Source organism: Candidatus Clostridium helianthi, assembly GCF_045310795.1.
Taxonomy (GTDB): domain Bacteria; phylum Bacillota; class Clostridia; order Clostridiales; family Clostridiaceae; genus Clostridium; species Clostridium helianthi.
Map to the genome: position 1 here is coordinate 114,624 of NZ_JBJIAB010000010.1, position 24,393 is coordinate 139,016.

A 24,393-nucleotide genomic window follows, 5' to 3' on the forward strand; every position below is an offset into this window, starting at 1 on the left:
ACTGTATGGTGGATGTATCCTACTTTCTTGCATTGTTTCTAATTTTTTTGAGGATAACCTCATATTTTATATCTGTTCAAATATTTTTCCCAGCTGGAACACCACAAATTATGCAAGGAGTATTTTCACTTATATTATCATTTGGAATTGTAGCAGGGATAGATCATTCTACATTGAGTGCTTTAAATAGTGGCTACATGCTGGTGTTTTATGCTATAAGTGAGATAATGTCTGGCTTAATATTAGGATATATAACTAATTTAATTTTCCAAGTGGTAAAGCTTGCGGGAGAATGGATGGATATTCATGCAGGTTTCTCAATGGTATCAGTGCTAGATCCAACAACTCAGACTACATCGACTTTACTTGGAAATTTATCATATTTTGTTTCATTAGCTTTCTTTTTTATAGTTGATGGACATCATGTTGTTATAAATATGCTGGTAGAAAGCACAAAGATAGTACCTATTGGTAAAACTATAGTCTATCAAGAAACCTTAATGGGGGTTATGAAGACTATTTTTGACTATTTCGCTTTAGGTGTGAAAATAGCAATACCAATAGTTTTAATAATTGTTATAACTGACGTGTGTTTGGGATTGATTTCTAGAACAGTACCAACAATTCCAATCATGATTTTTGGAATGCCTATAAAAAATTTATTAGGACTTATTACATATATCATATTGCTTCCATTAATGTTGAAGTTAATTGGAACAGCTATATACAATCTACCAAATATTTTCCGGGAAATAGTTAATTTGATACCTGCGGTACCTTTAGTTCTAATTTTTGCTGGTGATGATAAGACTGAAGAAGCAACACCTAAGAAAAAGTCAGAATCTAGAAATAAAGGACAAATAGCAAGAAGTAAGGATGTATCTGTAGCAATTACAATGGTTATTTGTACGTTATTAATATCATCTTTATGGGGGATGTTAACAAGTGGATTTAAAGATGTTTTGATCTATTTTTTGAATTTTCCCATGATAAAAGATTTTGATAATGCAACTATTTCTAATTTAGCAATTACTACTGTTATAAAGATAGGAAGTTATTTATTACCTTTTGCATTACCTATAATGGTTGGAGGAATTATTGCAAGCTTGCTGCAAACAGGTTTTATAATAACTGCTGAACCATTAAAACCATCATTTGGAAAGTTAAATCCTTTAAATGGTTTGAAGAACATGATATCAAAAAGAAGTATGGTAGACTTATCTAAAAATTTAATTATAATAACTATAATATCAATTATTTGTTATAAATACATATCAGGAAATTACCAAAGTATATTGGGAATTTCAAATTTATATCTACCTTCCCTAAGCGACGAAGTTAAAAATTTAGTCGTAGGAATTTTTAAGCAGATATGCATTGTGCTGGTGATTATTGCAGCTATTGATTACTTTTTACAAGTTAGAATGCATAATAAAGAAATGAGAATGACTAAGCAGGAAATTAAAGATGAATACAAACAATCTGAAGGAGATCCTAAGCTAAAAGGGAAAATTAAGCAAAGGCAAAGGGAATTAGGAATGAAAAGAATGATGCAATCTGTTGCAGATGCTACAGTTGTAATAACAAATCCTACTCACTTAGCAATTGCTATAAAATATGAAGAAGGAAAAGATATGGAGGCACCTAAAGTTGTAGCGAAGGGTGCTGATTATGTGGCATTTAAAATAAAAAGTATTGCTAAAGAAAATGAAGTGCCGGTTATCGAAAATAAGCCTCTTGCAAGGCTGATGTACGATAGGGTAGAAATAGATGACGATATACCGCAAGATTTATATCAAGCTGTTGCAGAAATTTTAGTAGTAGTAATGAAACTTAAGAAGAAATAAAATTTAAATGCACAATAAAAACTGTGAATTGTGCATTGACAAAAAAGGGAGGTTTGATCTTTGGAGTTTGGCAATAGAAAATTAAAGGTAAAAGATAATCTAGATGTATTAATTGCATTTGGTGTTATAGCGATAGTTCTTATGATAATAATACCTTTACCTAAACAGGTAATAGATTTACTTTTAGCTTTAAATATAACAATTTCAATAATCATAATTTTAATTACAATGTTCACAACTAATGTATTGCAGCTTTCAGTCTTCCCTACATTATTGCTGGTTACAACATTATTTAGATTGGCACTTAACATCTCATCAACAAGACTAATACTTACAGAAGCAGATGCAGGAACTATTATAACAGCATTTGGAAACTTTGTTATACGTGGTAATTATGTAGTTGGTATTATAATATTTTTGATTATAGTAGTAATTCAATTTATGGTTATTACTAACGGTGCAGGAAGAGTTGCAGAAGTATCTGCAAGATTTACACTTGATGCAATGCCAGGTAAGCAAATGAGTATTGATGCTGATTTAAACTCTGGAATAATAGATGAAGCTATGGCAAAAAAGAAAAGAAAAGACTTGCAATCAGAAGCTGATTTTTATGGGGCTATGGATGGTGCGTCTAAGTTCGTTAAAGGTGATGCAATAGCTGGTATTGTAATTACTATTATAAATATAATAGGTGGAATTATCATTGGAGTGCTTCAAAAAAATATGACGGCTGCGACTGCCGCTCAAACATATACCATTTTATCTGTTGGAGACGGTCTTGTGAGCCAGGTTCCAGCGCTATTAGTATCTACGGCGTCAGGTATTTTGGTAACACGTTCGGGAAGTGAAGAAAACTTAGGAAATACATTATCTACTCAATTGACAGCTTTTCCGGTGGCTACAGGAATTGCAAGTGCGATTATGTTATTTCTAGGTATTATACCTAGTATGCCTAAAATTCCATTTTTTGCAGCATCTTTGGCAATGGGCGTATTAACATATTTACTTTATAAAGATGCAGCTGCCAAAGAGATACAAGAATTTGTATCGGAAGAAGAAGAAATTATCCAAGCAGAGCGTAAAGAGCCAGAAAATGTTATGAATTTAATTTCAGTAGAGCCAATGGAGGTTGAAATTGGATATGGACTTATACCACTTGCAGATGAGGCATCTGGTGGAGATTTACTTCAAAGAATTGCATCTGTTAGAAGACAATGTGCTATAGAAATGGGTATTGTTGTTCAACCTATAAGAATTAGAGATAATCTTCAATTAAAGACAAATGAGTACATAGTAAAAATCAGAGGAACTATGGTTGTTTCTTCAGAATTAATGCCAAGTATGCTTCTTTGTATGGATCCAACAGGAGAAAATTCAGACATGCCAGGTATAAAAACAATTGAGCCGACTTTTGGGCTTCCAGCAGTATGGATAAATAAAGATCAAAGGGAAGAGGCTGAAATTAAGGGATTAACTGTGGTTGATCCAACAACGGTAATGGTAACTCACTTGACTGAAACTATAAAGAGCCATTCATATGAATTGCTTGGAAGACAAGAGGTTAAACTTATTGTTGATAATGCGAAAGAAAAATATAGCGCAGTTGTTGAAGAACTTATTCCAGATCTACTAAGTATCGGAGAACTTCAAAAAGTACTACAAAATTTACTTAGAGAAAAAGTTCCAATTAAGGATATTGTTACAATAATGGAATCTTTAGCAGATAACGCTAAAAATACTAGAGATTTAGAGGTTCTAACAGAATATGTTAGATTCTCATTAGCTAGAACGATTTGTAATCAAGTGGTTGATGAAAATAGAACAATTACGGTAGTAACTTTGGATCCAAGTATAGAAGAAATAATAGCTAATAATACTCAAAAATCAGTACAAGGATCATTCCCAACAGTAGATCCAGATACAACTACAAAAATACTTACAGGAATTAAGAATACTGTAGAATCAGTTTATTTTTACAACAATCAGGCTCTTATACTTGTATCACCAAATATAAGACCTGTATTTAGAAAGCTAATTGAAATGGTATTTCCTCACATTATGGTAATTTCTTTAAATGAAGTACCTAATGATGTTCAAATTAATAGTGAAGGAGTCGTAAGAATATAGATGATTATAAAAAAATATCTCGTAGCAAATATGAACGAAGGTTTGACTCGGATTAGATATGAACTAGGAAAAGATGCTATTATAATAAGTCAGAGAAAAGTTAGAAAACCAGGATTTAAAGGCTTATTTTCTAAGAAAGTAATAGAGGTTACAGCAGCCATTGAAAATTCACAAAGTGATGACAATAGTAGTTCTAATAAGTATAGCAGTAAGTACAATAAAAGGGATGAAGAGTTTCAAAATTCGTTAGAAAGTATTAAAAAGTTAATGCAGGATGAGGTATCAGTTTCAAAAGAGTTAAGAGAAATTCCTAATGCGGATACCATAAGAGATAAGATATTAGAACATAATGCTAATCTTGAAAAGGAAGCATCTAGTAATAACAGATACGAAGAAACTATAAATAAACAGGAAATTAAAAGTAGTTCTATAAAAATGGAAAATAGCATTAAAGAAAAAAATGACATAGATTATATAGATAAGGTTATAAATAATGATGCAAATATAGAATCAATACATAAAGAAGTTAATGAATTAAAGAGTCTTTTAAGCAAAGTTATAAAAAATACTTCTAACGAAGATGTATCAGCAAACTTTATGAAAGAAAGACTAAAAAGTTTGGATATTGATGAAGAATTGCAAGATGGAGTTATAGAGTCAATAGATAATATGAATTCTGGCGAGACTTTAAATGAAGTAGAAGCTTTGAGAGAAGTTTTTGAGAGAGATATCTTAGTATCCACTAAGAGCTTGAGTGGACGTGTAGTATTAGTAGGGCCAACTGGTGTAGGTAAAACAACTACAATAGCAAAGCTTGCTGGAAGACTTGCACTTATCGAAAAAAAGAGAGTTGGCTTAATTACAGTAGATACATATAGAATTGGAGCTATTGAGCAACTTAAAACATATGCAGAAATAATGAATATACCATTTAAAGTTGTAATTACAATGAAGGAAATGGAAGATGCTATTGAAGCAATGAATAATTGTGATGTTGTTCTTATAGATACAACAGGAAGAAGTAGTAAAAACGCTATGCAAATTTCAGAGCTTAGAGCATTTGTTCAAAAAGCAAATCCTGATCATGTAAACATGGTAATAAGTGCAACTACTAAAAATAGTGATATAAAATCTATACTTACAGGTTATTCAGGACTTGAGTATGATAATATCATTATTACTAAACTTGATGAGACTACTGTGTATGGTTCTTTATATAATATTGCTAAAATTGCTAACAAACCAGTTAGTTTTGTAACTATAGGGCAAAATGTTCCAGATGATATAATGGTGCCTACAAAGGAAGAAATTGCTAATTTTATCCTAGGGGAGGAGATTCTATGCTAGATCAGGCTGAATCATTACGAAAATTGATTAACAATGAAGAACAAGAAATAAATAAGACAACTACAAAAATTATAACAGTAACGTCTGGAAAAGGCGGAGTTGGAAAAAGTAATTTTGTTGTGAACCTAGCAATATTACTTCAAAATAAAGGAAAGAAAGTTTTGATTTTTGATGCTGATTTAGGCATGGGAAATGATGATGTATTGATGGGATTATATCCCAAGCACAATATATTTGATATTATATTTACTGGATTGGAAATAAAAGATATAATTATAACAGGAACCAATGGAGTTGATTTAATTCCAGCAGGGTCTGCTTTAAGCAAAGCTCAAGAATTAGAAGAAGATCAAAAAAAATTATTTATAGAGAAACTCGAGACATTAGATGAGTATGATTATATATTAATGGACACAGGGGCTGGAGTTAATAAAGATGTCTTATCTTTTATAGCAGCTTCAGAAGAGTTAATTATTGTAACTACTCCTGAGCCTACGTCTTTAACAGATGGATATAGTTTAATTAAAGCGACAGATCACTATAATCTTAAGACTAAGGCAAAAATAATTGTAAATAAAGCCTTTACTAAAGAAGAAGGCGAAGAAACTTACAATAAATTCAATAGAGCAGTTACTAAATTTTTAAAGATGGATGTTGAATATTTGGGATGCATACTAGAAGACAAAAAATTAGTACAAAGTGTTAGGCAGCAAAAACCTTTTGTTATATTATATCCTAATTGTGATGCATCTAAAGATGTAGAAAAAATAGCTTCGAAACTTTTAGGACAAGAAGTGGATTCATCATACGGAGCAAAAGGAATGTTTAAGAGATTATTTAATATATTTTCATAGGAGGATTCTAAGGTGCTTAATTTTAACTTGAAAGTTAATGATAGAGTAGAAGTAATAATAGGAGAAAAAGCATATAAAGCTCTAATAATGGATGTAGAGGATGACTTTTTAAAAATGAATGTTCCCGTTTGTGACGGTGATTATTTAATGCTTCATTCAGGTGAAAAGATCGAAATGAATACTTACTTAAGTGAAAATGGATGCTTTAATTTTTCATGCGAAGTAATTTCAAGAGGTAAAGAAGGAAGCATAATATATTATAAAATTTCAACACCATTTAATATTGTAAAAATACAAAGAAGGAATTTTTTCAGAGTTGGGTTATTGAATCCAGTTCAATATAAAAAAATTACTGGGATCGATGAGGAAGATATTCCTAAGATACCTTATAAAGATGGATTAATGGTTGATTTAAGTGCTGGCGGATTGAAATTCAAAATAAATGAAGAAATTACTAAAGAAGATTTAATCTTGGTTAGCTTAAAGTTAAGCAAAATTGAAGTCGAAATTAAGTGTGATATTGTAAGAATTGAAAATACTCCAGATAAAGAAAAATTGTGTGGTCTAAGATTTATTGATATTACTCCAGCTCAAAGTGAAAAAATAATCCAAGAGCTTTTCGAAATAATGAGAAAGCAAAGAGCTAATGCGTAAATTAGTGAATTAAAAAATCTGTACCTAAAGAAAAGGCCAGTTTTGTTCTAATGGCTTAAAAGTAAAATTTGAAAGAATTTGCGAATATACATTGAGAAGTGAGTTTATGGGGAGGTAATAAGGATATGCACGCATTAAAAGACGTTGATGGAAAAGAGCAGATAGTACAAGAATATATCCCGTTAGTAAAGTATATTGCCTCGAGGGTTATGTTTGGAAAGAACAAATATATGGAATATGAGGACTTAGTTAGTTATGGTATGGTTGGACTTATGGATGCATTAAATAAGTTTGACAATACGAAAGGAATGAAATTTTCATCATATGCGTCTATAAGAATAAAAGGTGCTATGATAGATGAGCTGAGGAAAAATAGACCTATATCTAAAGGGGCAATGGACAAACTAAATAGATACAATAAAGCGATAGACACATTGCAGCTAGAACTATTAAGGGAACCTACAAATGATGAGATTGCAAAATATCTTGGGATATCTATAAGTGAAGTAGGAGAAATTGAAAATTACATAAATTATATTTCAATGGTATCACTGGAAAATGTGATTTTTTCAGATGATGAAGATGTAAACCTTATTGGAATTATAGAAGACAAAAATAGTCCAAGTCCTGATGCTTACTTGCAAGATAAGGAGCAACTAGAGATTTTAACAAAGGCAATCGATCTCCTTAAAGAAAAAGATAGAATAGTATTAAATCTTTATTATTATGAGGGATTAACTTTAAAAGAGATAGGAACGGTATTAAGCGTTTCTGAATCTAGAGTTTGCCAATTACATAGTAGAGCTATTAGTAGCTTGAGAGAATGCATGAGAAAATTGCATTATATTGATTAATACATAATTCACAATTCACAGTGCACAATTTAAATTGCATAATTAAGATTGTGCAGAGATATATGTGTTGATTAGGTTAAAATAGATTGTGAATTGTAGATAATCGTTAAAAATTTAAGCACTGGAATATAAAAAGTTGGAATTATACTTCTGATTTAGAGTATTAATTTTTGTTATGTGATTAAAAAGTAAAATATATTTTCGAAGTGTGAAAATGTAACATGAAGTGTGACATAATAAATTGTGGACTGAAAACTGTAAATGAATAAATGTGTATTGTGCATTCAATAAATAACTATGCATTGTGAACTGAGCAGTGTGAATTTAACAAATAATTGTGCATTGTGAAATGTAAATTGAGCATTAAGCATTGTGCATTGAACAGAGGTGTTTTATGCCATTAATATTACTGATAATAGGATTCAGTTTAATAGTTTATAATTATCGTGCTATCAAGAGAGAAAATAACATAAATAAAGAAAATGATGCATTAAATATATCATTTCAAAGTGTGTTACAAGATAGTAAAGATGAATTAAATGATTATAAAATGGAAATAGGACTTTTAAGAAGAGATATTGCAGAAAGTCTAACTGAATTACAGGAAGAGATTATGAAAATAAAAAGTGATTTAAAAGAGCTTAAGAATGGTGAAGAAAGATACGAAAATAAAGAAGATCTAGAAATTGAAGATTTTCTAGATAAATATGATATAGATGACAGTATAAATTATAGCGAAGATACAGAAGATCATAAAAAATCTAAAAGGCTGTACATTGTGGATGATAGTATAATGGATCTAGATGAGGAATATACTGAATCTTTAACAGATACTGATATAGACGAAGAAATTGGAGTGATATCTGAAATCAATTTTTCAGAAAGTGCGGATAGTAACAAGACTCAGAGCATAAAAAGACTTTTAAATGCAGGATTAACAGAAGATGAAATATGTCGCGAATTATCTGTGAGTAAGGGGGAAGTATTATTAGTAAAAGGCTTATTCAAAAAATAAAAAATAAATTTATATTTCTCATGGATAGGAAGATCTTATTGGGTATAGGGATAGGATTGGTTTTAGGAGTTATATTTATGTTTGGATATAAATATACTGCTAGTCTTTCGGATAGCCAGATAGAGGAAAAGGCTAGAGCTTTAGGTATGATTTATGAAAGTGAACGTAAATCTATTTTGAAAGGGGACAATTAAAGTGATAAGAGGATTCTATACTTCTGTTTCAGGGTTAATAGCGCTTCAAAATGATCAGGAAGTAGTAACTAATAATATAGCTAATGTTAATAATACAGGATATAAAAAACGTGAGCTTACGAAAAGTAGCTTTGAAGATGTGATGATATCTAATAGACAAAAGCTTGTAGGAGACAAGTATGTTAAAAATGATATTGGAAATTTAAATATGGGTGTAAAAGTTAATGATGTTGAAACAGTTTTTACACAAGGTGCATTTAAATCAACAGATAGTATGACGGATTTTGCTATAGATGGTAGAGGATTTTTTGTAGCTCAAAATGGAAATCAAGAAGTTTATACAAGAGACGGAAATTTTAAAATTAATGATCAAGGATATTTAATAACTAATGATGGATCACAAGTATTAGGAATAAACAATTCTACAGGTGCTAGAGAACCAATATATGTTGGTGATTCAAAGTTTTCAATAGACGGTGACAATAATATTAATATCGATGGAGTTGGAGCCGTAGACAAGTTGTTAACAGCAGACTTTCAAAACTATAATAATTTGGAACCAATTGGTGATAACTATAGTACTATGGATAACCCTATTTATAATGCAAAAGTAAATGTAAGACAGAACTTTCTTGAAAGCTCAAATGTTGATCCGTCAACAGAACTAGTAAAACTTATGGAAATAAAAAGACAATTTGAAACAAACCAAAAGTTTGTAAAAATGCAGGATGAAACAGTACAAAAAGCTGCAAGTGAATTAGGTCGAGTATAGTAAGATATTATATAAACTAAAATAATAGAGTTAAAATTAGCCTGAAATTTTTCATGAGAAGATGATAGATTCTTTCATATTGAGTAGATTCGATCATTTAAAATGTAGCTCTATTGTTATGAATATGTTGTATAAGTGTTACATATTTTTAGGAGTTAGACCTAATGTAAAGGAGGAAAATTATGTTTAATATTTTTGCTACAGCAAAGAGTGGAATGAATGCGTATCAAGAGAAGCTTGATTATCTTTCTAATGACCTAGTTAATATTTCAACGACAGGTTATAAGAGTACAGATGTAAATTTTAAAGATTTGCTAACTGAATCACTGGATAGAAGAGGGACTCCGCTTGTCGAAAAAAAGGCTATTACTGGAACTGGTGTTAAACTAGGGGTAAACTATGCTAACAATAAACAAGGGAATCTCTTAACAACAGGTGGAAAAACAGATCTTGCAATAGATGGAAAAGGATACTTTGCGCTTTCAAAGGAAGATGGAAGCATAGTATATACTAGAGATGGTAATTTTAAAATAGATTCAAATGGGGCTTTAGTAGACTCAAATGGAACGAAAGTATATGTTCAATATGAGAATGGGGCTTCAGAAGGAAATCCAGCGTTAGATAGAGAGAAGATGTCTATAGATAAAGATGGAGGAATATCCATGGAAGTTGATGGACAAGTAGCTAAAATAGGTACCATTCCTGTATTTACAGCTATAGGTGATAAGAGCTTTATACCTATAGGAAATAGTTATTTTGTTCCAAGCTCAGATGCGCAAGTTGCACTAAGTAGTAACTATAATATAGAACAAGGTATGTTAGAAGGTTCAAATGTAGATGCAGGAGAAACATTTTCAGATATAGTACTTACACAAAGAGCTTTTCAACTTAGTTCAAAGGCTGTAACTACAGCGGATGATCTTTGGAGTATGATAAATAATATGAGATAAAAGGTGGCTTAGCCACCTTTTTCAATTCACAATTCTCAATGCACAATTGTGGTACAATTTCCCTTGGAAATTGGATTGGAAAAAGAAATTTCAAGGCATTGGTTATCCTAGCTTAGATGGTCAAACTGAAAGTTGGAGAATGCTAAAGTGTATACAACCAATGCTTATAACCTTCAGTGATACTTGCATAGATTTTCGGAATCAAAATATTTATGATTTTGATAAGTTTCCACATAAGTCTAGCTTTAAAATCGGATATTTATATAATTTCAAGAAATTTATTTATTAATTGTGAATTGTGCATTATGCATTGTGAATTGAATAAAGTCTTTACAATAATTAACTTTATAAGTAAAATAAATATGTGTGAATTAAGTAATATACTTGTTCTAATATGTCAATTTATAGATAAGCCAATTATAAGTTAGATTTATACTATGAAATATATCCCAACTAGAAATGGGTAATATATTTTTGTGGAATGTTTCATTGGTAATTTTGATGGATGTGATTCTTTGGCTATAAGTTGTTCCAAATGTGCTAGTTCATAGCTTGTTCTTTGAGGCTAGCACTTTGGGTGCAACTTTATAGCCTTAGAATCACCCATCATAATTACCTAGAAACTGGAACAAAAATATGTTATTCATTTCGGCGAGTTATATGCATAAGTTCAGGTCTTAGTTGGTTATCTATATATAAGGCACAATCAAAAAAATAGCAAATTCATTATTTTATGTGCCTAATGTACTAAAGTAAAACAAAAAATTTAGGAGGAATTATTTTGGAAAATGTAGTTTACGTAACTGGACATAAAAATCCTGATTCAGACTCTATTTGTGCTGCATATGGTTACGCAGAGTTTAAAAATAAGACTGGTAATATTCCAGCTATACCTGTGAGATTAGGAAATGTAAATGCAGAAACACAATTTATATTAGATTATTTTGGTGTTAAGGCTCCAAGGCTTTTAGAAACAGTTAGATTAAAAGTAGAAGATTTAGATATTGATACAATTGGGCCAATAACTTCTAATATTTCTTTAAAAGCAGCATGGAATATAATGAGAGACAATCATTTAAAATCACTACCTGTAGTTGGAAATGATGGTAGATTAGTAGGGATTCTTTCTATTTCAAACTTAACATCATCATTTATGGATATATGGGATAATAATATATTAGGAAAAAGTAATACATCAATTGAAAATATATTAGAAACGCTTTCTGCTACTAGTGTATATATAAATGAAAATTGCAAAACATTCCCTGGAAAAATTGCAGTTACAGCAATGCAACCAGATAGTTTAAAGGAAATTGTAGACAAAGATGATATTGCCATTGTAGGGGATAGACCAGATGTACAAGAAGCTTTAATTGATATTAATACATCATTAATAATAATTACAGGAGCACATAAGCTTGCTGAAAATTTACTTTCTAAAGCTAAAGAAAAAGGAGTTACTATAATAAGTACACCTCATGATTCTTTCACAGCTTCAAGATTATTAATTCAAAGTATACCTGTAAGTCATGTTATGGCTACTAAAGATTTAATATCATTTTCTAAAGATGATTTAGTTGATGATATCAAAGATATTATGGCTGAAACTAGATATCATAGTTATCCTGTAACTGATGAAGATGGAAGAGTAATAGGAACTGTTTCAAGATATCATCTTATTGCAAAGCATAAGAAAAAAGTTATTCAAGTAGACCATAATGAAAGAGGTCAATCAGTTGACGGATTAGAAGATGCTGAAGTACTTGAAATTATAGATCACCATAGAGTTGCTGATATACAAACAAGTAACCCTATATTCTTTAGAAATGAGCCATTAGGAAGTTCTTCAACTATAGTTGGAAAAAGCTTTTTTGAACGTAATATAACACCACCTAAAGAAGTAGCTGGATTATTATGTGGTGCAATAATTTCAGATACATTATTATTCAAGAGCCCAACTTGTACAGAACAAGATAAAGATATATGTCATAAGTTGGCTAAGATAGCTGGCATTTCAAGTTTAGAAGAATTTGCAAAAGAAATGTTTAAAGCTGGAACTTCTTTAAAAGGAAAGACTGTATCTCAAATATTTAATCAAGACTTTAAGCCTTTTAATATGGGAGAATCAAGAGTTGGAGTAGCGCAAGTAAACACAATGGACATCGATGGATTTATGCCACTAAAAGATGAAATGTTAAGTTACATGAAGAGTGAAGCAGATAGCAAAGGTTATGCTGTAGTAATGTTACTATTAACAGATATATTAAAAGAAGGTTCACAAGTGCTAGTTGCAGGTGAAAGACATGATTACGTTGAAAAGACATTCAATATTGAATTAGTAGATTCAATGGCATTCTTACCAGGAGTTCTATCAAGAAAGAAACAAGTAATACCACCACTTACAAATGTAGTTAACTCAATGAAATAAATTTAAAGAAGAAAAAATCCTTTAGGGGATTTTTTCTTTTTTTAAAACAATAAATGTATTGTGCACTAGATACCTAAAGCAAGAATAAAGTTACATATGTAAATACCGAAATGAAGGTCATGCATTTGTTTTTGGTTGCAAATACTCGAAGCTTAAAAAGCATATAATTAAGGATTTTAGATATGGAAGCTATGTAAGAGTCAATTACAGAGAGTATTTCATCATAGGAAAAACATATACTATACAGCATAAAAATATAGTAACATTAGGAAATATTAAGAGTTTATTTTTATTGAGTGAAAGAAAATTAAAAAGTTAATAAAGTGTAAATTTTTAGATGATTAATATGAGGTATTAAAAACTATGTTACAATATAATTATAATATTAAATCAAGTATAAAATACTATAATTAAATGAGGGAGGGATTTAATGAAAAAGACTAATGGCATTTTGATTGAATTTAGTAGAGTTATATTTATGGTATTTGGCTCAATTTTAGCTGCAATTGGATTGGAAATATTCTTAATACCTAATAGCATAATTGATGGAGGAATAACTGGAATATCAATTATGGCAAGCCGCATAACTAATACAGAATTAGGCATATTTATATTTATACTTAATTTGCCATTTGTAGTTATTGGATATAAGCAGATAGGAAAAACTTTTGCTCTTTCAACCATATTTTCAGTAATATGCTTTTCGATTGTAGTAACTCTACTTCATCCAGTTCCAGGTATAACACAAGATACACTTTTGGCAACTATATTTGGGGGCATAATACTGGGTGTTGGTGTAGGATTAATTATAAGAAATGGGGGATCGTTAGACGGAACTGAAATTGTTGCTATTCTTTTAGATAAAAGGACTTCATTTTCCATTGGAGAAATAGTTATGTTTTTTAATTTATTTATTTTAGGATCTTCAGGTTTTTTATTTGGATGGGATAGGGCAATGTATTCGCTAGTAGCCTATTTTATTGCTTTTAAAACAATAGATATAACTGTTGAAGGTATAAATGAATCTAAGGCGGTAATTATTATTTCTGATAAAAACAAAGAGATATCATCGGCAATAATGTCTAGACTTGGCAGAGGAATTACTTTATTAGGTGGAAAAGGTGCTTATAGTGGAACTGAAACAGAAGTTATATATTTGGTTTTATCTAGACTTGAAGTTGCCAAATTAAAAAAGATTGTACATCATTTCGATAAGGACGCATTAATTACAATTACAAGTGTTGAGGGGACAGGGAAAAAGTATGCAAAAAAAGCAATACACTAGCAGCATTTAATAGATATGTATTCTATAATAATAAATTTTGCAAAAGCTATTTACAGAAATGTAAGTGCTTTAATTTTTATATATGCCTCATAAGAGAATGGAACAATCTTTTTTAGAAAGTGATGAGGAGATAAAAACACTTGGTTTAACGTTTAAATGTTCACATATATTAAAAATAGAATTCTATTTTAGAGTTTTTTAATAACATTGGCGTTGACTGTATGATATAAGAATAAAAAATTATTATGTTACAACGAAAAGTTTATATTATTCTTCATATTTTTTACGATAATTTTGAGGCGAGCACTGAATATATTTTTTGAAAATTTTGGAAAAATAGCTAAGGTTTTTAAAACCAACAGCATAAGAAATTTCTGTAATTGTAATATCCGTATCTAGTAATAATCTGGCTGCTACTGAAACACGGTACTTCATTAAGTAAATGATCGGTGATGTTCCTATAACCTTTTTAAAGCAACGTGAACATTCTCTTTCGCTTATATTAGCACTAGCAGCTATGTTTTTAAGTCCAATATGATTTTCGTAATTTGCTTCAATAAAGGATAACATTTTCTTAGTTCTAGTTTTTAAAATAGATTGGTGTACCTCCTGGGAATATATATTGGATTTCATATTCTGAAATAATTCATACCATGCATTTAAAAGTAACTCTCGTATTCGCCATTCATATCCATCCGTCATAGTATAGTAATTTTCACAGATACTTTGAATATTTTGAATGATTTTATGTTGCCAGTTAATTTTAGGAGATAGTTTTACTCCATCAATTAGCGAGCATGATAATAATGGCAATACAAATTTTTGCTCAAAAATGCTTTCAGGCGCACCGGATATGATATTTGGATGAAAGACAATACTTTTATAAATACAACTTTCCCCTTTATTGATTTTAAAAGTATGAAGTGAATTAGCATTAACAAATATACCTTCACCGGATTTTAGTATATAATTACTGCTTCCTAATCCGATGTAGGCTTCTCCAGAGATTACGAGAAAAAATTCTGTTTCTTCATGCCAGTGCCAAATGACTTCGTCTTCAATATAGCTTTTTAGGTCGGTACAATATGTAGCTAATGGAAACATTGGGGTTCCAAAGGAACGAAGTTCTTTACCTTTTGAGTTTACATCTATTGTGTATTTTTGCAATGATTGCATAGTATACCCCTCTCTTAATTATATGAATAAAATGTCTTAATAATTATACAATTTGGCTAAATATCTATATTAATTATAACTAAATGACGATATAATTATATTTAAAATTGAAGGATTTTTCAATGCGCCTATAGAAAGAATTAAAATATTTTTTATGAATATATTTTGTTAATTAAGAAGAGGTGAATATTTCATGGCAGTATTTAAAATATATATGCTTAAAGATTCGAATAATAATCAGCTGCAAATTGATGTTAAAAGTTTTAAGAGAGATATGGGAATTTTAACTCAATATACTATATCAACAAAAATTAATGGGCAAAAATATTATTTTACTGGTAAAAATTATTTTTATGCAATACATAAATTAATAGACTTTTTGAAGGAAAAAAATATGAAAATGTTACTAGAAGATTTAAATTGAAAGATAAGAGCAACAATTGGAATGGTTCTAATTGCTACTTTTTTATTAAAATTACAGGGAAATATAAATTTTTATAAATAAAACACAAAGGAAAAATATGAAATAAAGAAATTCATTACATAATCACATAGTTGGTTGAACACTGTAACTGATATAAGATATTATGTACATAACATAATAATTATCTACATGAATTAAAAAATAGAAAAGGCAGTGACCTAAGTTGCCACTAGTTAATTTGGCGTGATTAGTATAGCATATGGTTTTCATTAAAATCAAGAGACTAGTATAAATAATTCATACAAAAATGCAGCTATTGATTCTACTGCATTTTCTTGCTATTTACTTTGGGATAATACAATAGTAGAATATAAGTATAAGCATTCAATATAATATACAGATGGCAGCAGGCAAGATTTTTGCTTGTTGCTATTTGCTTTTATAGAACTGTTTTATCACTTGTATCCTCCATTTTTATTGTAATTAATTTCAAGTATCCTTATTGATAGTATTGCCATAAGTAATTTTATCGCAATTTATATGTCCATCCCATAGGAGTAGTCAAGTAAAATGAGTTTAAGAGAGAGAATTTTAAACTCATTAAGAAGATAACCTAAAAAGGATTATCAACAATTAAGAAATAAAAGACTGTACATAAGAGTTACAGAGGATGAAAATTAATTAAGTGGACAGTAATATTCTTCATAATAGAAAATATATATATTATATAAAGTTCTATATTTAGGAGGAAAAGTTGTGGTACAGGAAAAAGAGTTGACATCTGGTCTTAGCACTAAGGAAGCGGAAAAGAGGATTAAGAACTTTGGACTTAATGAATTGAAGCACCATAATAAAGCATCAGCATTCAAAATATTTCTATCTCAATTTAATGACTTCATTGTTTGGGTGTTAATTGCATCTACTATAATTTCCGGGATAATTGGAGATAAGGCAGATGCCATTACAATACTCATAATAATAGTTATTAATGCAATACTAGGATTTGTCCAAGAATTTAAAACAGAGAAATCTTTAGAAGCGCTGAAAGAATTAGCGGCACCTACATGTAAAGTCTTGAGGGATTCAAGTATACAGATTATAAATTCTATCTACTTAACAATAGGGGATATTGTTATTTTGGAGGCTGGAGATAGGATACCTGCTGACGGATTCTTTATAGAAAGTTCATCAGTAGTCGTTGATGAATCACTATTAACAGGTGAGTCAGTTGGTGTAAACAAAGAAGCCAATCCATATAAAGCTGATGGTAAAAAGACAAAGAAGAATAACGAAGGATTTATGGGAACTACTGTAGTAAAAGGAAAAGGATTATTTAAAGTTGATTGTATAGGAATGAACACCGAAATGGGGAAGATTGCAGACCTAATTCAAAATATTGAAGAAGAAAAATCCCCTTTAAATAAAAGATTAGACTCTCTAGGGAAAGTCCTAGTTGTAATTTGCCTTGTGATATGTGCAATTGTTACTGCAATGGGAATAATTAGAGGAAATGATATAACAGAGATGTTCTTACTTGGCGTTAGCTTGGCAGTTGCTGCAATTCCAGAAGGTTTAGCTGCAATTGTTACTGTTTCACTAGCTCTAGGTGTGTCTAGAATGCTTAAGAAAAATGCGCTCGTAAGAAAACTTCCAGCTGTAGAGACACTAGGATGTACATCTGTAATATGTTCTGATAAGACAGGAACATTAACTCAAAATAAGATGACTGTAAAAGAGGTATATTTAAATGGCAGAATTCATGAACTTGAAAAAGAGAAGCTAAGTAATTATACAAAGTTCATGAAAGCTCTTGTATATTGTAATGACTGTAATTATGATTTTACGAAGAAAAAAATGAGTGAAGCACTTCATGGTGATCCAACAGAAACTGCACTAATAAATATGTTCTTTAATGATGTTAATGATTTAGAAGATTTTATAAATGATGCAAATAGGATATATGATATACCATTTGATTCAAATAGAAAGATGATGTCGGTTATAATCAAGGAAGGCGCTAAGGAGGGAGCAAATGAAACATGTTACGTTAAGGGAGCTCCTGAAAGAGTAATAGATAGATGTGAATTTATACTAGAGAATAACAAAATAAAACCATTCACATATCAAAAGAAAAAGCAAGTTAGTGATTTTATTACAGCAATGTCATCTAGAGCACTTAGATGTATAGCAGCAGCATATAAGGAAGATAATCTAACAAAAAGTGATAAGTTAGAGCAGAATTTAATTTTTATAGGTATAGCAGGAAGTATTGATCCACCAAGAGAAGAAGCTAGAGATGCAGTTTTAAAATGCAAACTTGCAGGAATAAAGCCTATAATGATAACAGGAGATCATCAGAATACTGCACTTGCAATAGCAAAATCTTTGAATATATGTAATACAGCAGATCAGGTAATGACAGGTGATGAAATCGAGGCTATAAGTGATTTAGAATTAGAGGGAAGAATAAAAAAAGTAAGAGTTTTTGCGCGGGTTTCACCTAACCATAAGTTAAGAATTGTAAGGGCTTTTAAGAAAAAAGGAAATATCGTTGCAATGACAGGCGATGGTGTAAATGATGCACCTGCTATTAAGGAATCAGATATAGGAGTTGCAATGGGAATTTCGGGTACAGATGTAACGAAGGAAGCATCATCTATGATTCTTATGGATGATAATTTCTCAACTATAGTTGCAGCTGTAGAAGAAGGAAGAATAATATATGATAACATAAGAAAATTTATAAGATACTTACTATCTTGTAACCTTGGAGAAGTGTTAACAATGTTTTTGGCAACTTTATTCTATTTACCTAATCCATTAAGTCCAATACAAATATTACTTGTAAATCTAGCTACTGATGGACTTCCAGCTATAGCACTTGGAGTTGATCCACCAGAGCAAGACATAATGAGACAATCTCCAAGAGAAAAAAAGGAAAGTATATTTGCAAGAGGATTAGTTGAAAAAATAGTAATAAGAGGAACATTAATAGGATTGTGTACCTTACTATCATTCATGGTAGGAAGATATTACAAGATGAATTTAGAAACATGCAGAACTTTAGCATTATGTACATTAGTTTTATCTCAATTAATACACGTATTTGAATGTAGATCAGAAAGATACTCCATATTCCAAATTAAATTATTTACAAATCCTTATTTAGTTGGAGCTGTTTTAATATCTATATCACTAATGTGCTCAGTTTTATATGTACCATTTTTACAAAATGTATTTCATACAGTAGCATTATCTCTTAATCAATGGCTTATAGTTATATTCTTTTCAGGGATAATAGCATTTATTAACAGTGTATATTTATTAATAAAGACAAAATAAAAAAAGGGCTTAGCCCTTTTTTTATCTTCTCATCATATTGTTTGCTTGTTGACGTGATTTTTTTATTTGGCTATGGTCTATTGGCACTAAATCTTTCTTAGTTGTAAGATTTAATAGGTTAAATATTTGAACTTCCTGAGAATTTTCTTTCTTACTATCCTTATCACCTGTAACACCCATAACAATAACTTTGTTACCTTGCTTTACAGCAATGAATTCAGGTTTCTTAAACCATCTATTCTTTTTATACCAACACTTAACAACTTTTTTCCCAACTTCAGGCTTTATAACCATTTCAACCATTAATCTATTGAAGATAACATAACTTTTTTCAATAAGCTTTACAGATAAAACAGTTCCAGATATGCTTGTAATTCTGTCACCATACTTTTCCATATAAGCATTTTGGAAATAGTTACTGAATTTACTACCTATTTTTTCTTTAAGACCCATAATAATTACTCCTTTACATAAAAATATCGCTAATAACGCTATTATACTTAAAATACTTTATTATTATACCATATGTCAAATAAAATTAGCTAACTTTTTAATATGTATATGTTGCAATTTACAATGCACATTTCACAATTCACAATTACAGCTAAAATTCTTGTAATATTTCTAGAATTATGATGAAGTATTATTTTTGCAATATATATGTATAGCAATTAATATAAATATAAGATTTATGCCATATATTATTGTTTCATTAACTAATGATTTATATGTTAAAATACTTATAGATTATTTTGTATAATAATATACAGATTTTTTTATAAGCTATATAAAAAAAACGAGTGCAATTTGTTTATAGATAAACTAGATTTAATACCATGAAATATTATCCCAACTGGAACAAAAGTATGTTATTCATTTCGGCGAGTTATATGTATAAGTTCAGGTCTCAGTCGGGTTATCTATATAGGTATCCAATTTAAGAATTCGACTTATTAGATGAACAGATTTACAAAATTGCTAGAATTTTAAGCTCATATCGTTACTAGAAATCATAAATATATTTGTGAAGAAAACATTTGAAAATGAGCTGTTAAAGGTTCTTAGCTGTAGGTTGTTCCAATTTAGCTTGTCAAACTGAAAGGTGGAGCATGCTAAATTGGATATAACCTGCTGATTAGAACCTTCAGCGATATTTTCATAGCTTTTCGGAACAAAATATTTATGATTTCGGTAAGTTACCACATAAATCTAGTTTCAAATTTGGATATCTATATGCATGATCAATTAAATATTGAAAATTAGTTAATCATAAAGAGGTGATTTTATAAAAATGGATAATGTAATACTACACGTAGATATGGATGCTTTTTTTGCATCTGTTGAGCAAAGGGATAATCCAGATCTTAAAGGTAAGCCCGTTATAGTAGGCGGGATAAGTGAAAGGGGAGTAGTATCAACTTGTTCTTATGAAGCAAGAAAATACGGCGTTCATTCAGCCATGCCGATGTTCATGGCTAGAGAGAAATGTCCAAATGGAATCTTTGTATCTGGGAGATATGGAAAGTATGCTAAAGTATCTCAGGAGATATTTGAAATATTTAATGAAGTAACGCCACTAGTAGAACCTGTATCTATTGATGAAGGTTTCTTAGATTTGTCTCAAGGAAAAATAAAAGATGGAATTGAGGCTGCAAGGTATATTAAAAATAGAGTATTTAAGGAAGTTGGTTTAACTTTATCTATTGGTATATCTTATAATAAATTCTTGGCAAAGCTTGCTTCTGAATGGAATAAACCAAATGGAATCAAAGAAATAAGAAAAGAAATGATTCCTGATATATTATTTCCTCTTCCTATATCTAAGGTTCATGGTTTAGGTAAAGTATCAGTAGCAAAGCTAAATAATATGGGGATATATTATATTGAAGAATTATATAAGATGCCGAAAGAATTTTATATAGAGTATCTAGGCAAGAATGGTATTGAGATATACGATAGAATAAGAGGAATTGATGGTAGAAAAGTTGAGTTAATTCGTGAAAGAAAATCTATAGGAAAAGAAAGGACTTTAAAATTCGATACTAAAAATAAAGAAGAATTGAGAGAATACATTAAAGAATTTTCTTTTGAAATTGAAGAGATTTTAAATAGAAAAAATGTTAGTGGAAAAACTGTAACACTTAAATTTAAAACTAAGGATTTTGAAAATCATACAAGAAGTAAAACATTAAATTATTATATTGGCACTCAGCTTGAAATATATAAAGTTGCAGAAGAGCTATTAGATAGTGAGCAATTGAAAGAAGAAGTAAGGCTGATTGGAGTCAGCATATCTTCATTCAAAGAAACAGAAGTGCAGCAAATGAGTTTGTTATAATGTATTGTGCAGAACTTAAAGTGAAGAAATAAACACCCGAAATAGAATACATACATGTTCCGCAGGACTAGAAAAACTTCGCTAGGTATGTCTAAATGGGACGATGTGCCCATTTATGCGTGCTCCAAATTTATTTGGACAAGCAAAATGGAACAACGTCTCATTAAGACATACCAACAGCTCATTTTTCAATGCCTGACTTCACATATATGTATTCTATTTCTTTGTTTTGCTATCACTTTAAGTAGTTCACCTATACATTTGATTATTTATGACCTAGATACCGAACATAAAGAAAAACATACATTTTTAATTATGGCATATATCAGAAAGGAAGGTCTTGCTTTTGTGGAGGTGTTACATAGAGAATTTAGCTGTAGATATTTCTTCAGTAGAAGTTGTTCCATTTTTGCTTGTCCTGTACTTTGCCACAGGAACATGCAGAAATGGGTACGACTTCTACTGTTAGAAATTCACAGCTAAATTCTCAGTAACCCGAACAAATGCATGACCTTCCTTTCGGTATTTACATATATAACTTTAAGTTCACTTTAGGTATCTAGTGATTCACAATACCTTATGATTGTGCTTAAAGAGCATATTCAAGAATTGCTCTTAAAACTCCATGCTCTACGTTACTTGCAGCTATGTATTTACCATATTGCTTCATGTCTTCTGGAGCATTTTCCATTACAAAGCTATACTCAGCTTCAGCAAGCATTTCTATATCATTATAATAATCTCCAAATACCATAGTTTCTTCTTTTGATATATTATCAGTATTCATAAGACTCTTTAAAGCAACGCCTTTGTTAACGCCTTTGTTTGAAATGTCAGTCCAGATTGCTGCAGTTGAAACTATATTAAGATCATTGGTTAATTCACTGTCAGTTATATTATTAGTACCTTCCAAATTACAAATACTAATTTTAATTATATCATCATCAATTTTACTTAAATCATCTACAATTTCTAATGTTGTATAATATTTCTTTATTTCAGTTAAATATTCTTCAGAATAATTTTCAATATATGCACAATTTGGAGAGCATATTACTAATGCATTTGCTTTGACTTTTTTAGCTTCACTGATTACATTTTGAACCATATCTTTAGCTAAAACACTTTTATAAATTATCTCATTATTATCAACAACTAAAGCTCCATTCTCACAAATAAAAGATAAATATCTTCCTACAGGGCCAAAGTTAGTTTGTAGCGTATAATAAGGTCTTCCGCTAGCAGCAACAATTTTTATGTTTTTTGCTCTTAAACGGTCCAAGATATCAGTAAATCCATCTGGTAAGTGACCATTCTCGTCTAGTAAAGTTCCATCCATATCTGTTACAACTAATTTAATCATAAAATCTCCTTCCAATGCTTCGAATTTAAAATATATACATATAAAATGATAACATATATTTAAGAACTAATAAAGGCAATGATTCTACCATGGAAGATATGTACATATAGATTACATTTTAAAGAATAATTTATAACTTGTTTCACATCCTATAAGTAGAGGAAAATCAAATTATTATTTATGAAGGAGAAAGATGAAAAATATTTTGAATAAGAAAAATAGTATTTTTAAAAATATCAATTATCCATTAGCAGCTTTTTTCCTAGTAATAATAATAGGCATATTTACTTTGTTTGTTAAACCTATTATTGGCATGGCAGATAATGGGGATTTCTATAGAGTGATAAGTTCAAATGGTGTATATGAATTAAATCCCAATGATAGTGATTTATATAACGGATATTTTTATAGGTATTATGGAATTTATAAATACAATAATGATATAGAAAAAAACTTTATATCAACTCAGGGAATTTTTATTAAGATAGCAGTTTATATAAGCCAGATGTTTAATAAAAATTTCGTTTTAGATATAAGATTCATGTCATGGATGTTTTTACTTGTAGAGGCAATTGGAATTTATTTAATTGTAAAGGTATTAATAAATCAAGTTACTGAAGAAAAACATAAATTAATAATAACTTTAGTAACCATTTTTATATTTTGTGACACAACATATTTAGCTTATTATAATTCCTTTTATGGGGAAGCTATTAATATAAGTTTCTTTTTGCTAAGCATAGGAATTTTATTAAATATGGCAGAATTCAATAAGTTTAGCAAGCTAAATGTATTGCTGTTTGGAATTTCTTCTTTTATATTTTTAGGTTCAAAACAGCAGCTTTCGCCAGTTGGTATTTTAATTGCAGCATTATGTATTAGAATAGGATTTAAAAATAAGGAAAAATTATTTAAAGGGATATCCATGATTTTAGCTATTGGATTTGTAATAAGTTCAATATTGTTTTATAAGCAGATAAGTGGAGATTTTCAATATATTAATGGATATCATGCAATGAATAGAGGGATTTTATTATATGAAGAAGACCCTGATGAAGTTATGAAATTTTTTAACTTAAATGAGCAGTATTCCTTATTAAAAGATACAACTTTCTATGATGATGTGACTTTAGTTAATTTATATGATAAACAGCTTATAGAGGATTATTATAAAAAATTTACTACAACAAAAATAATCTCATATTATATTGCACATCCAAGGGCATTTTTTAAAATGTTAAAAATAGCATTTGATAATGGATATTCCATAAGACCTAATGCAATGGGTAATTACGAGAAATCTGAAAACAAAGGATTTGGGGCTAAATCATATTTTTTTGCATTATATCCCGCATTCAGCACATGTATTAATGGAAAATATTGTTTCTAAACATAAAAGTTAAAGAATGATATTATTATTTTA

Annotated in this window: 18 protein-coding genes; 15 read left to right on the plus strand and 3 right to left on the minus strand. The window is 29.8% G+C overall.

All coding sequences use genetic code 11. From position 1 onward, the window contains the following. Window positions 1-5 precede the first annotated feature (5 nt). The 11 genes from ACJDTP_RS10325 (at window position 6) to ACJDTP_RS10375 (ending at window position 14,327) form a co-directional block, all read left to right on the plus strand. The gene (locus ACJDTP_RS10325) at window positions 6-1,847 is read left to right on the plus strand and encodes a fused FliR family export protein/FlhB family type III secretion system protein (protein WP_406761120.1); all 1,842 of its coding nucleotides are present in this window, start codon (window positions 6-8) and stop codon (window positions 1,845-1,847) included. 60 nt (window positions 1,848-1,907) lie between these two features. Beyond that, window positions 1,908-3,974, plus strand: a complete 2,067-nt coding sequence (gene flhA, locus ACJDTP_RS10330; protein ID WP_406761121.1) for a flagellar biosynthesis protein FlhA — start codon at window positions 1,908-1,910, stop codon at window positions 3,972-3,974. Next, a complete protein-coding gene (gene flhF, locus ACJDTP_RS10335; RefSeq protein WP_406761122.1) occupies window positions 3,975-5,321 on the plus strand; it encodes a flagellar biosynthesis GTPase FlhF in 1,347 nt (448 codons plus the stop codon). Beyond that, window positions 5,315-6,175: a MinD/ParA family protein gene (locus ACJDTP_RS10340; RefSeq protein WP_168980813.1), complete on the plus strand. Its 861-nt coding sequence runs from the start codon at window positions 5,315-5,317 to the stop codon at window positions 6,173-6,175. The genes flhF and ACJDTP_RS10340 overlap by 7 nt, the downstream gene beginning before the upstream one ends. A gap of 12 nt (window positions 6,176-6,187) precedes the next feature. Beyond that, window positions 6,188-6,829, plus strand: a complete 642-nt coding sequence (locus ACJDTP_RS10345) for a flagellar brake protein (protein WP_270562962.1) — start codon at window positions 6,188-6,190, stop codon at window positions 6,827-6,829. A 125-nt stretch (window positions 6,830-6,954) separates the two neighbouring features. Next, window positions 6,955-7,683 (plus strand): FliA/WhiG family RNA polymerase sigma factor, encoded by a 729-nt coding sequence (locus ACJDTP_RS10350; protein ID WP_271812051.1) that lies wholly within the window; start codon window positions 6,955-6,957, stop codon window positions 7,681-7,683. 394 nt (window positions 7,684-8,077) lie between these two features. Continuing rightward, window positions 8,078-8,698 carry a hypothetical protein gene (locus ACJDTP_RS10355; RefSeq protein WP_271812053.1) on the plus strand — a complete coding sequence of 207 codons (621 nt, stop codon included), beginning with the start codon at window positions 8,078-8,080 and terminating at the stop codon, window positions 8,696-8,698. Window positions 8,699-8,893: 195 nt separating this feature from the next. Then, window positions 8,894-9,664 carry a flagellar basal-body rod protein FlgG gene (locus ACJDTP_RS10360; RefSeq protein ID WP_271812056.1) on the plus strand — a complete coding sequence of 257 codons (771 nt, stop codon included), beginning with the start codon at window positions 8,894-8,896 and terminating at the stop codon, window positions 9,662-9,664. Window positions 9,665-9,846: 182 nt separating this feature from the next. After that, window positions 9,847-10,614, plus strand: coding sequence for a flagellar basal-body rod protein FlgG (locus ACJDTP_RS10365; RefSeq protein WP_406761123.1), 768 nt, complete (start codon window positions 9,847-9,849; stop codon window positions 10,612-10,614). 781 nt (window positions 10,615-11,395) lie between these two features. Further along, window positions 11,396-13,042, plus strand: coding sequence for a putative manganese-dependent inorganic diphosphatase (locus ACJDTP_RS10370; protein ID WP_168980819.1), 1,647 nt, complete (start codon window positions 11,396-11,398; stop codon window positions 13,040-13,042). 478 nt (window positions 13,043-13,520) lie between these two features. Then, a complete protein-coding gene (locus ACJDTP_RS10375; RefSeq protein ID WP_406761129.1) occupies window positions 13,521-14,327 on the plus strand; it encodes a YitT family protein in 807 nt (268 codons plus the stop codon). A gap of 267 nt (window positions 14,328-14,594) precedes the next feature. Here ACJDTP_RS10375 and ACJDTP_RS10380 read toward each other — a convergent pair whose 3' ends face one another. Then, window positions 14,595-15,503, minus strand: a complete 909-nt coding sequence (locus ACJDTP_RS10380) for an AraC family transcriptional regulator (protein ID WP_406761124.1) — start codon at window positions 15,501-15,503, stop codon at window positions 14,595-14,597. Window positions 15,504-15,696: 193 nt separating this feature from the next. Here ACJDTP_RS10380 and ACJDTP_RS10385 point away from each other — a divergent pair, with 193 nt between their 5' ends. Continuing rightward, on the plus strand, window positions 15,697-15,927 hold the full coding sequence (locus ACJDTP_RS10385) for a hypothetical protein (RefSeq protein WP_406761125.1): 231 nt from the start codon (window positions 15,697-15,699) through the stop codon (window positions 15,925-15,927). 756 nt (window positions 15,928-16,683) lie between these two features. Further along, window positions 16,684-19,269 carry a calcium-translocating P-type ATPase, SERCA-type gene (locus tag ACJDTP_RS10390; RefSeq protein WP_406761126.1) on the plus strand — a complete coding sequence of 862 codons (2,586 nt, stop codon included), beginning with the start codon at window positions 16,684-16,686 and terminating at the stop codon, window positions 19,267-19,269. A gap of 21 nt (window positions 19,270-19,290) precedes the next feature. Here ACJDTP_RS10390 and ACJDTP_RS10395 read toward each other — a convergent pair whose 3' ends face one another. Then, window positions 19,291-19,722 carry a hypothetical protein gene (locus ACJDTP_RS10395; RefSeq protein ID WP_012060399.1) on the minus strand — a complete coding sequence of 144 codons (432 nt, stop codon included), beginning with the start codon at window positions 19,720-19,722 and terminating at the stop codon, window positions 19,291-19,293. 838 nt (window positions 19,723-20,560) lie between these two features. Here ACJDTP_RS10395 and ACJDTP_RS10400 point away from each other — a divergent pair. Continuing rightward, window positions 20,561-21,607, plus strand: coding sequence for a DNA polymerase IV (locus ACJDTP_RS10400; protein ID WP_077855374.1), 1,047 nt, complete (start codon window positions 20,561-20,563; stop codon window positions 21,605-21,607). Window positions 21,608-22,196: 589 nt separating this feature from the next. Here the strand turns inward: ACJDTP_RS10400 and ACJDTP_RS10405 are convergent. Next, entirely contained in the window at window positions 22,197-22,970 is a 774-nt protein-coding gene (locus ACJDTP_RS10405) for an HAD family hydrolase (RefSeq protein ID WP_406761127.1), read from the minus strand. A gap of 193 nt (window positions 22,971-23,163) precedes the next feature. On the opposite strand from ACJDTP_RS10405, the gene wsfD reads away from it, so the two are divergent. Beyond that, window positions 23,164-24,360, plus strand: coding sequence for a glycan biosynthesis hexose transferase WsfD (gene wsfD / locus ACJDTP_RS10410; protein WP_406761128.1), 1,197 nt, complete (start codon window positions 23,164-23,166; stop codon window positions 24,358-24,360). Window positions 24,361-24,393: the final 33 nt, after the last annotated feature.

Coding starts and splice junctions, on each gene's coding strand:
- ACJDTP_RS10365 (WP_406761123.1), top strand. CDS start 9,847: ATGTTTAATATTTTTGCTACAGCAAAGAGTGGAATGAATGCGTATCAA.
- ACJDTP_RS10400 (WP_077855374.1), top strand. CDS start 20,561: ATGGATAATGTAATACTACACGTAGATATGGATGCTTTTTTTGCATCT.
- ACJDTP_RS10325 (WP_406761120.1), top strand. CDS start 6: ATGGTGGATGTATCCTACTTTCTTGCATTGTTTCTAATTTTTTTGAGG.
- ACJDTP_RS10405 (WP_406761127.1), bottom strand. CDS start 22,970: ATGATTAAATTAGTTGTAACAGATATGGATGGAACTTTACTAGACGAG.
- ACJDTP_RS10350 (WP_271812051.1), top strand. CDS start 6,955: ATGCACGCATTAAAAGACGTTGATGGAAAAGAGCAGATAGTACAAGAA.
- ACJDTP_RS10340 (WP_168980813.1), top strand. CDS start 5,315: ATGCTAGATCAGGCTGAATCATTACGAAAATTGATTAACAATGAAGAA.
- flhF (WP_406761122.1), top strand. CDS start 3,975: ATGATTATAAAAAAATATCTCGTAGCAAATATGAACGAAGGTTTGACT.
- ACJDTP_RS10355 (WP_271812053.1), top strand. CDS start 8,078: ATGCCATTAATATTACTGATAATAGGATTCAGTTTAATAGTTTATAAT.
- wsfD (WP_406761128.1), top strand. CDS start 23,164: ATGAAAAATATTTTGAATAAGAAAAATAGTATTTTTAAAAATATCAAT.
- ACJDTP_RS10375 (WP_406761129.1), top strand. CDS start 13,521: ATGGTATTTGGCTCAATTTTAGCTGCAATTGGATTGGAAATATTCTTA.
- ACJDTP_RS10380 (WP_406761124.1), bottom strand. CDS start 15,503: ATGCAATCATTGCAAAAATACACAATAGATGTAAACTCAAAAGGTAAA.
- ACJDTP_RS10385 (WP_406761125.1), top strand. CDS start 15,697: ATGGCAGTATTTAAAATATATATGCTTAAAGATTCGAATAATAATCAG.
- ACJDTP_RS10395 (WP_012060399.1), bottom strand. CDS start 19,722: ATGGGTCTTAAAGAAAAAATAGGTAGTAAATTCAGTAACTATTTCCAA.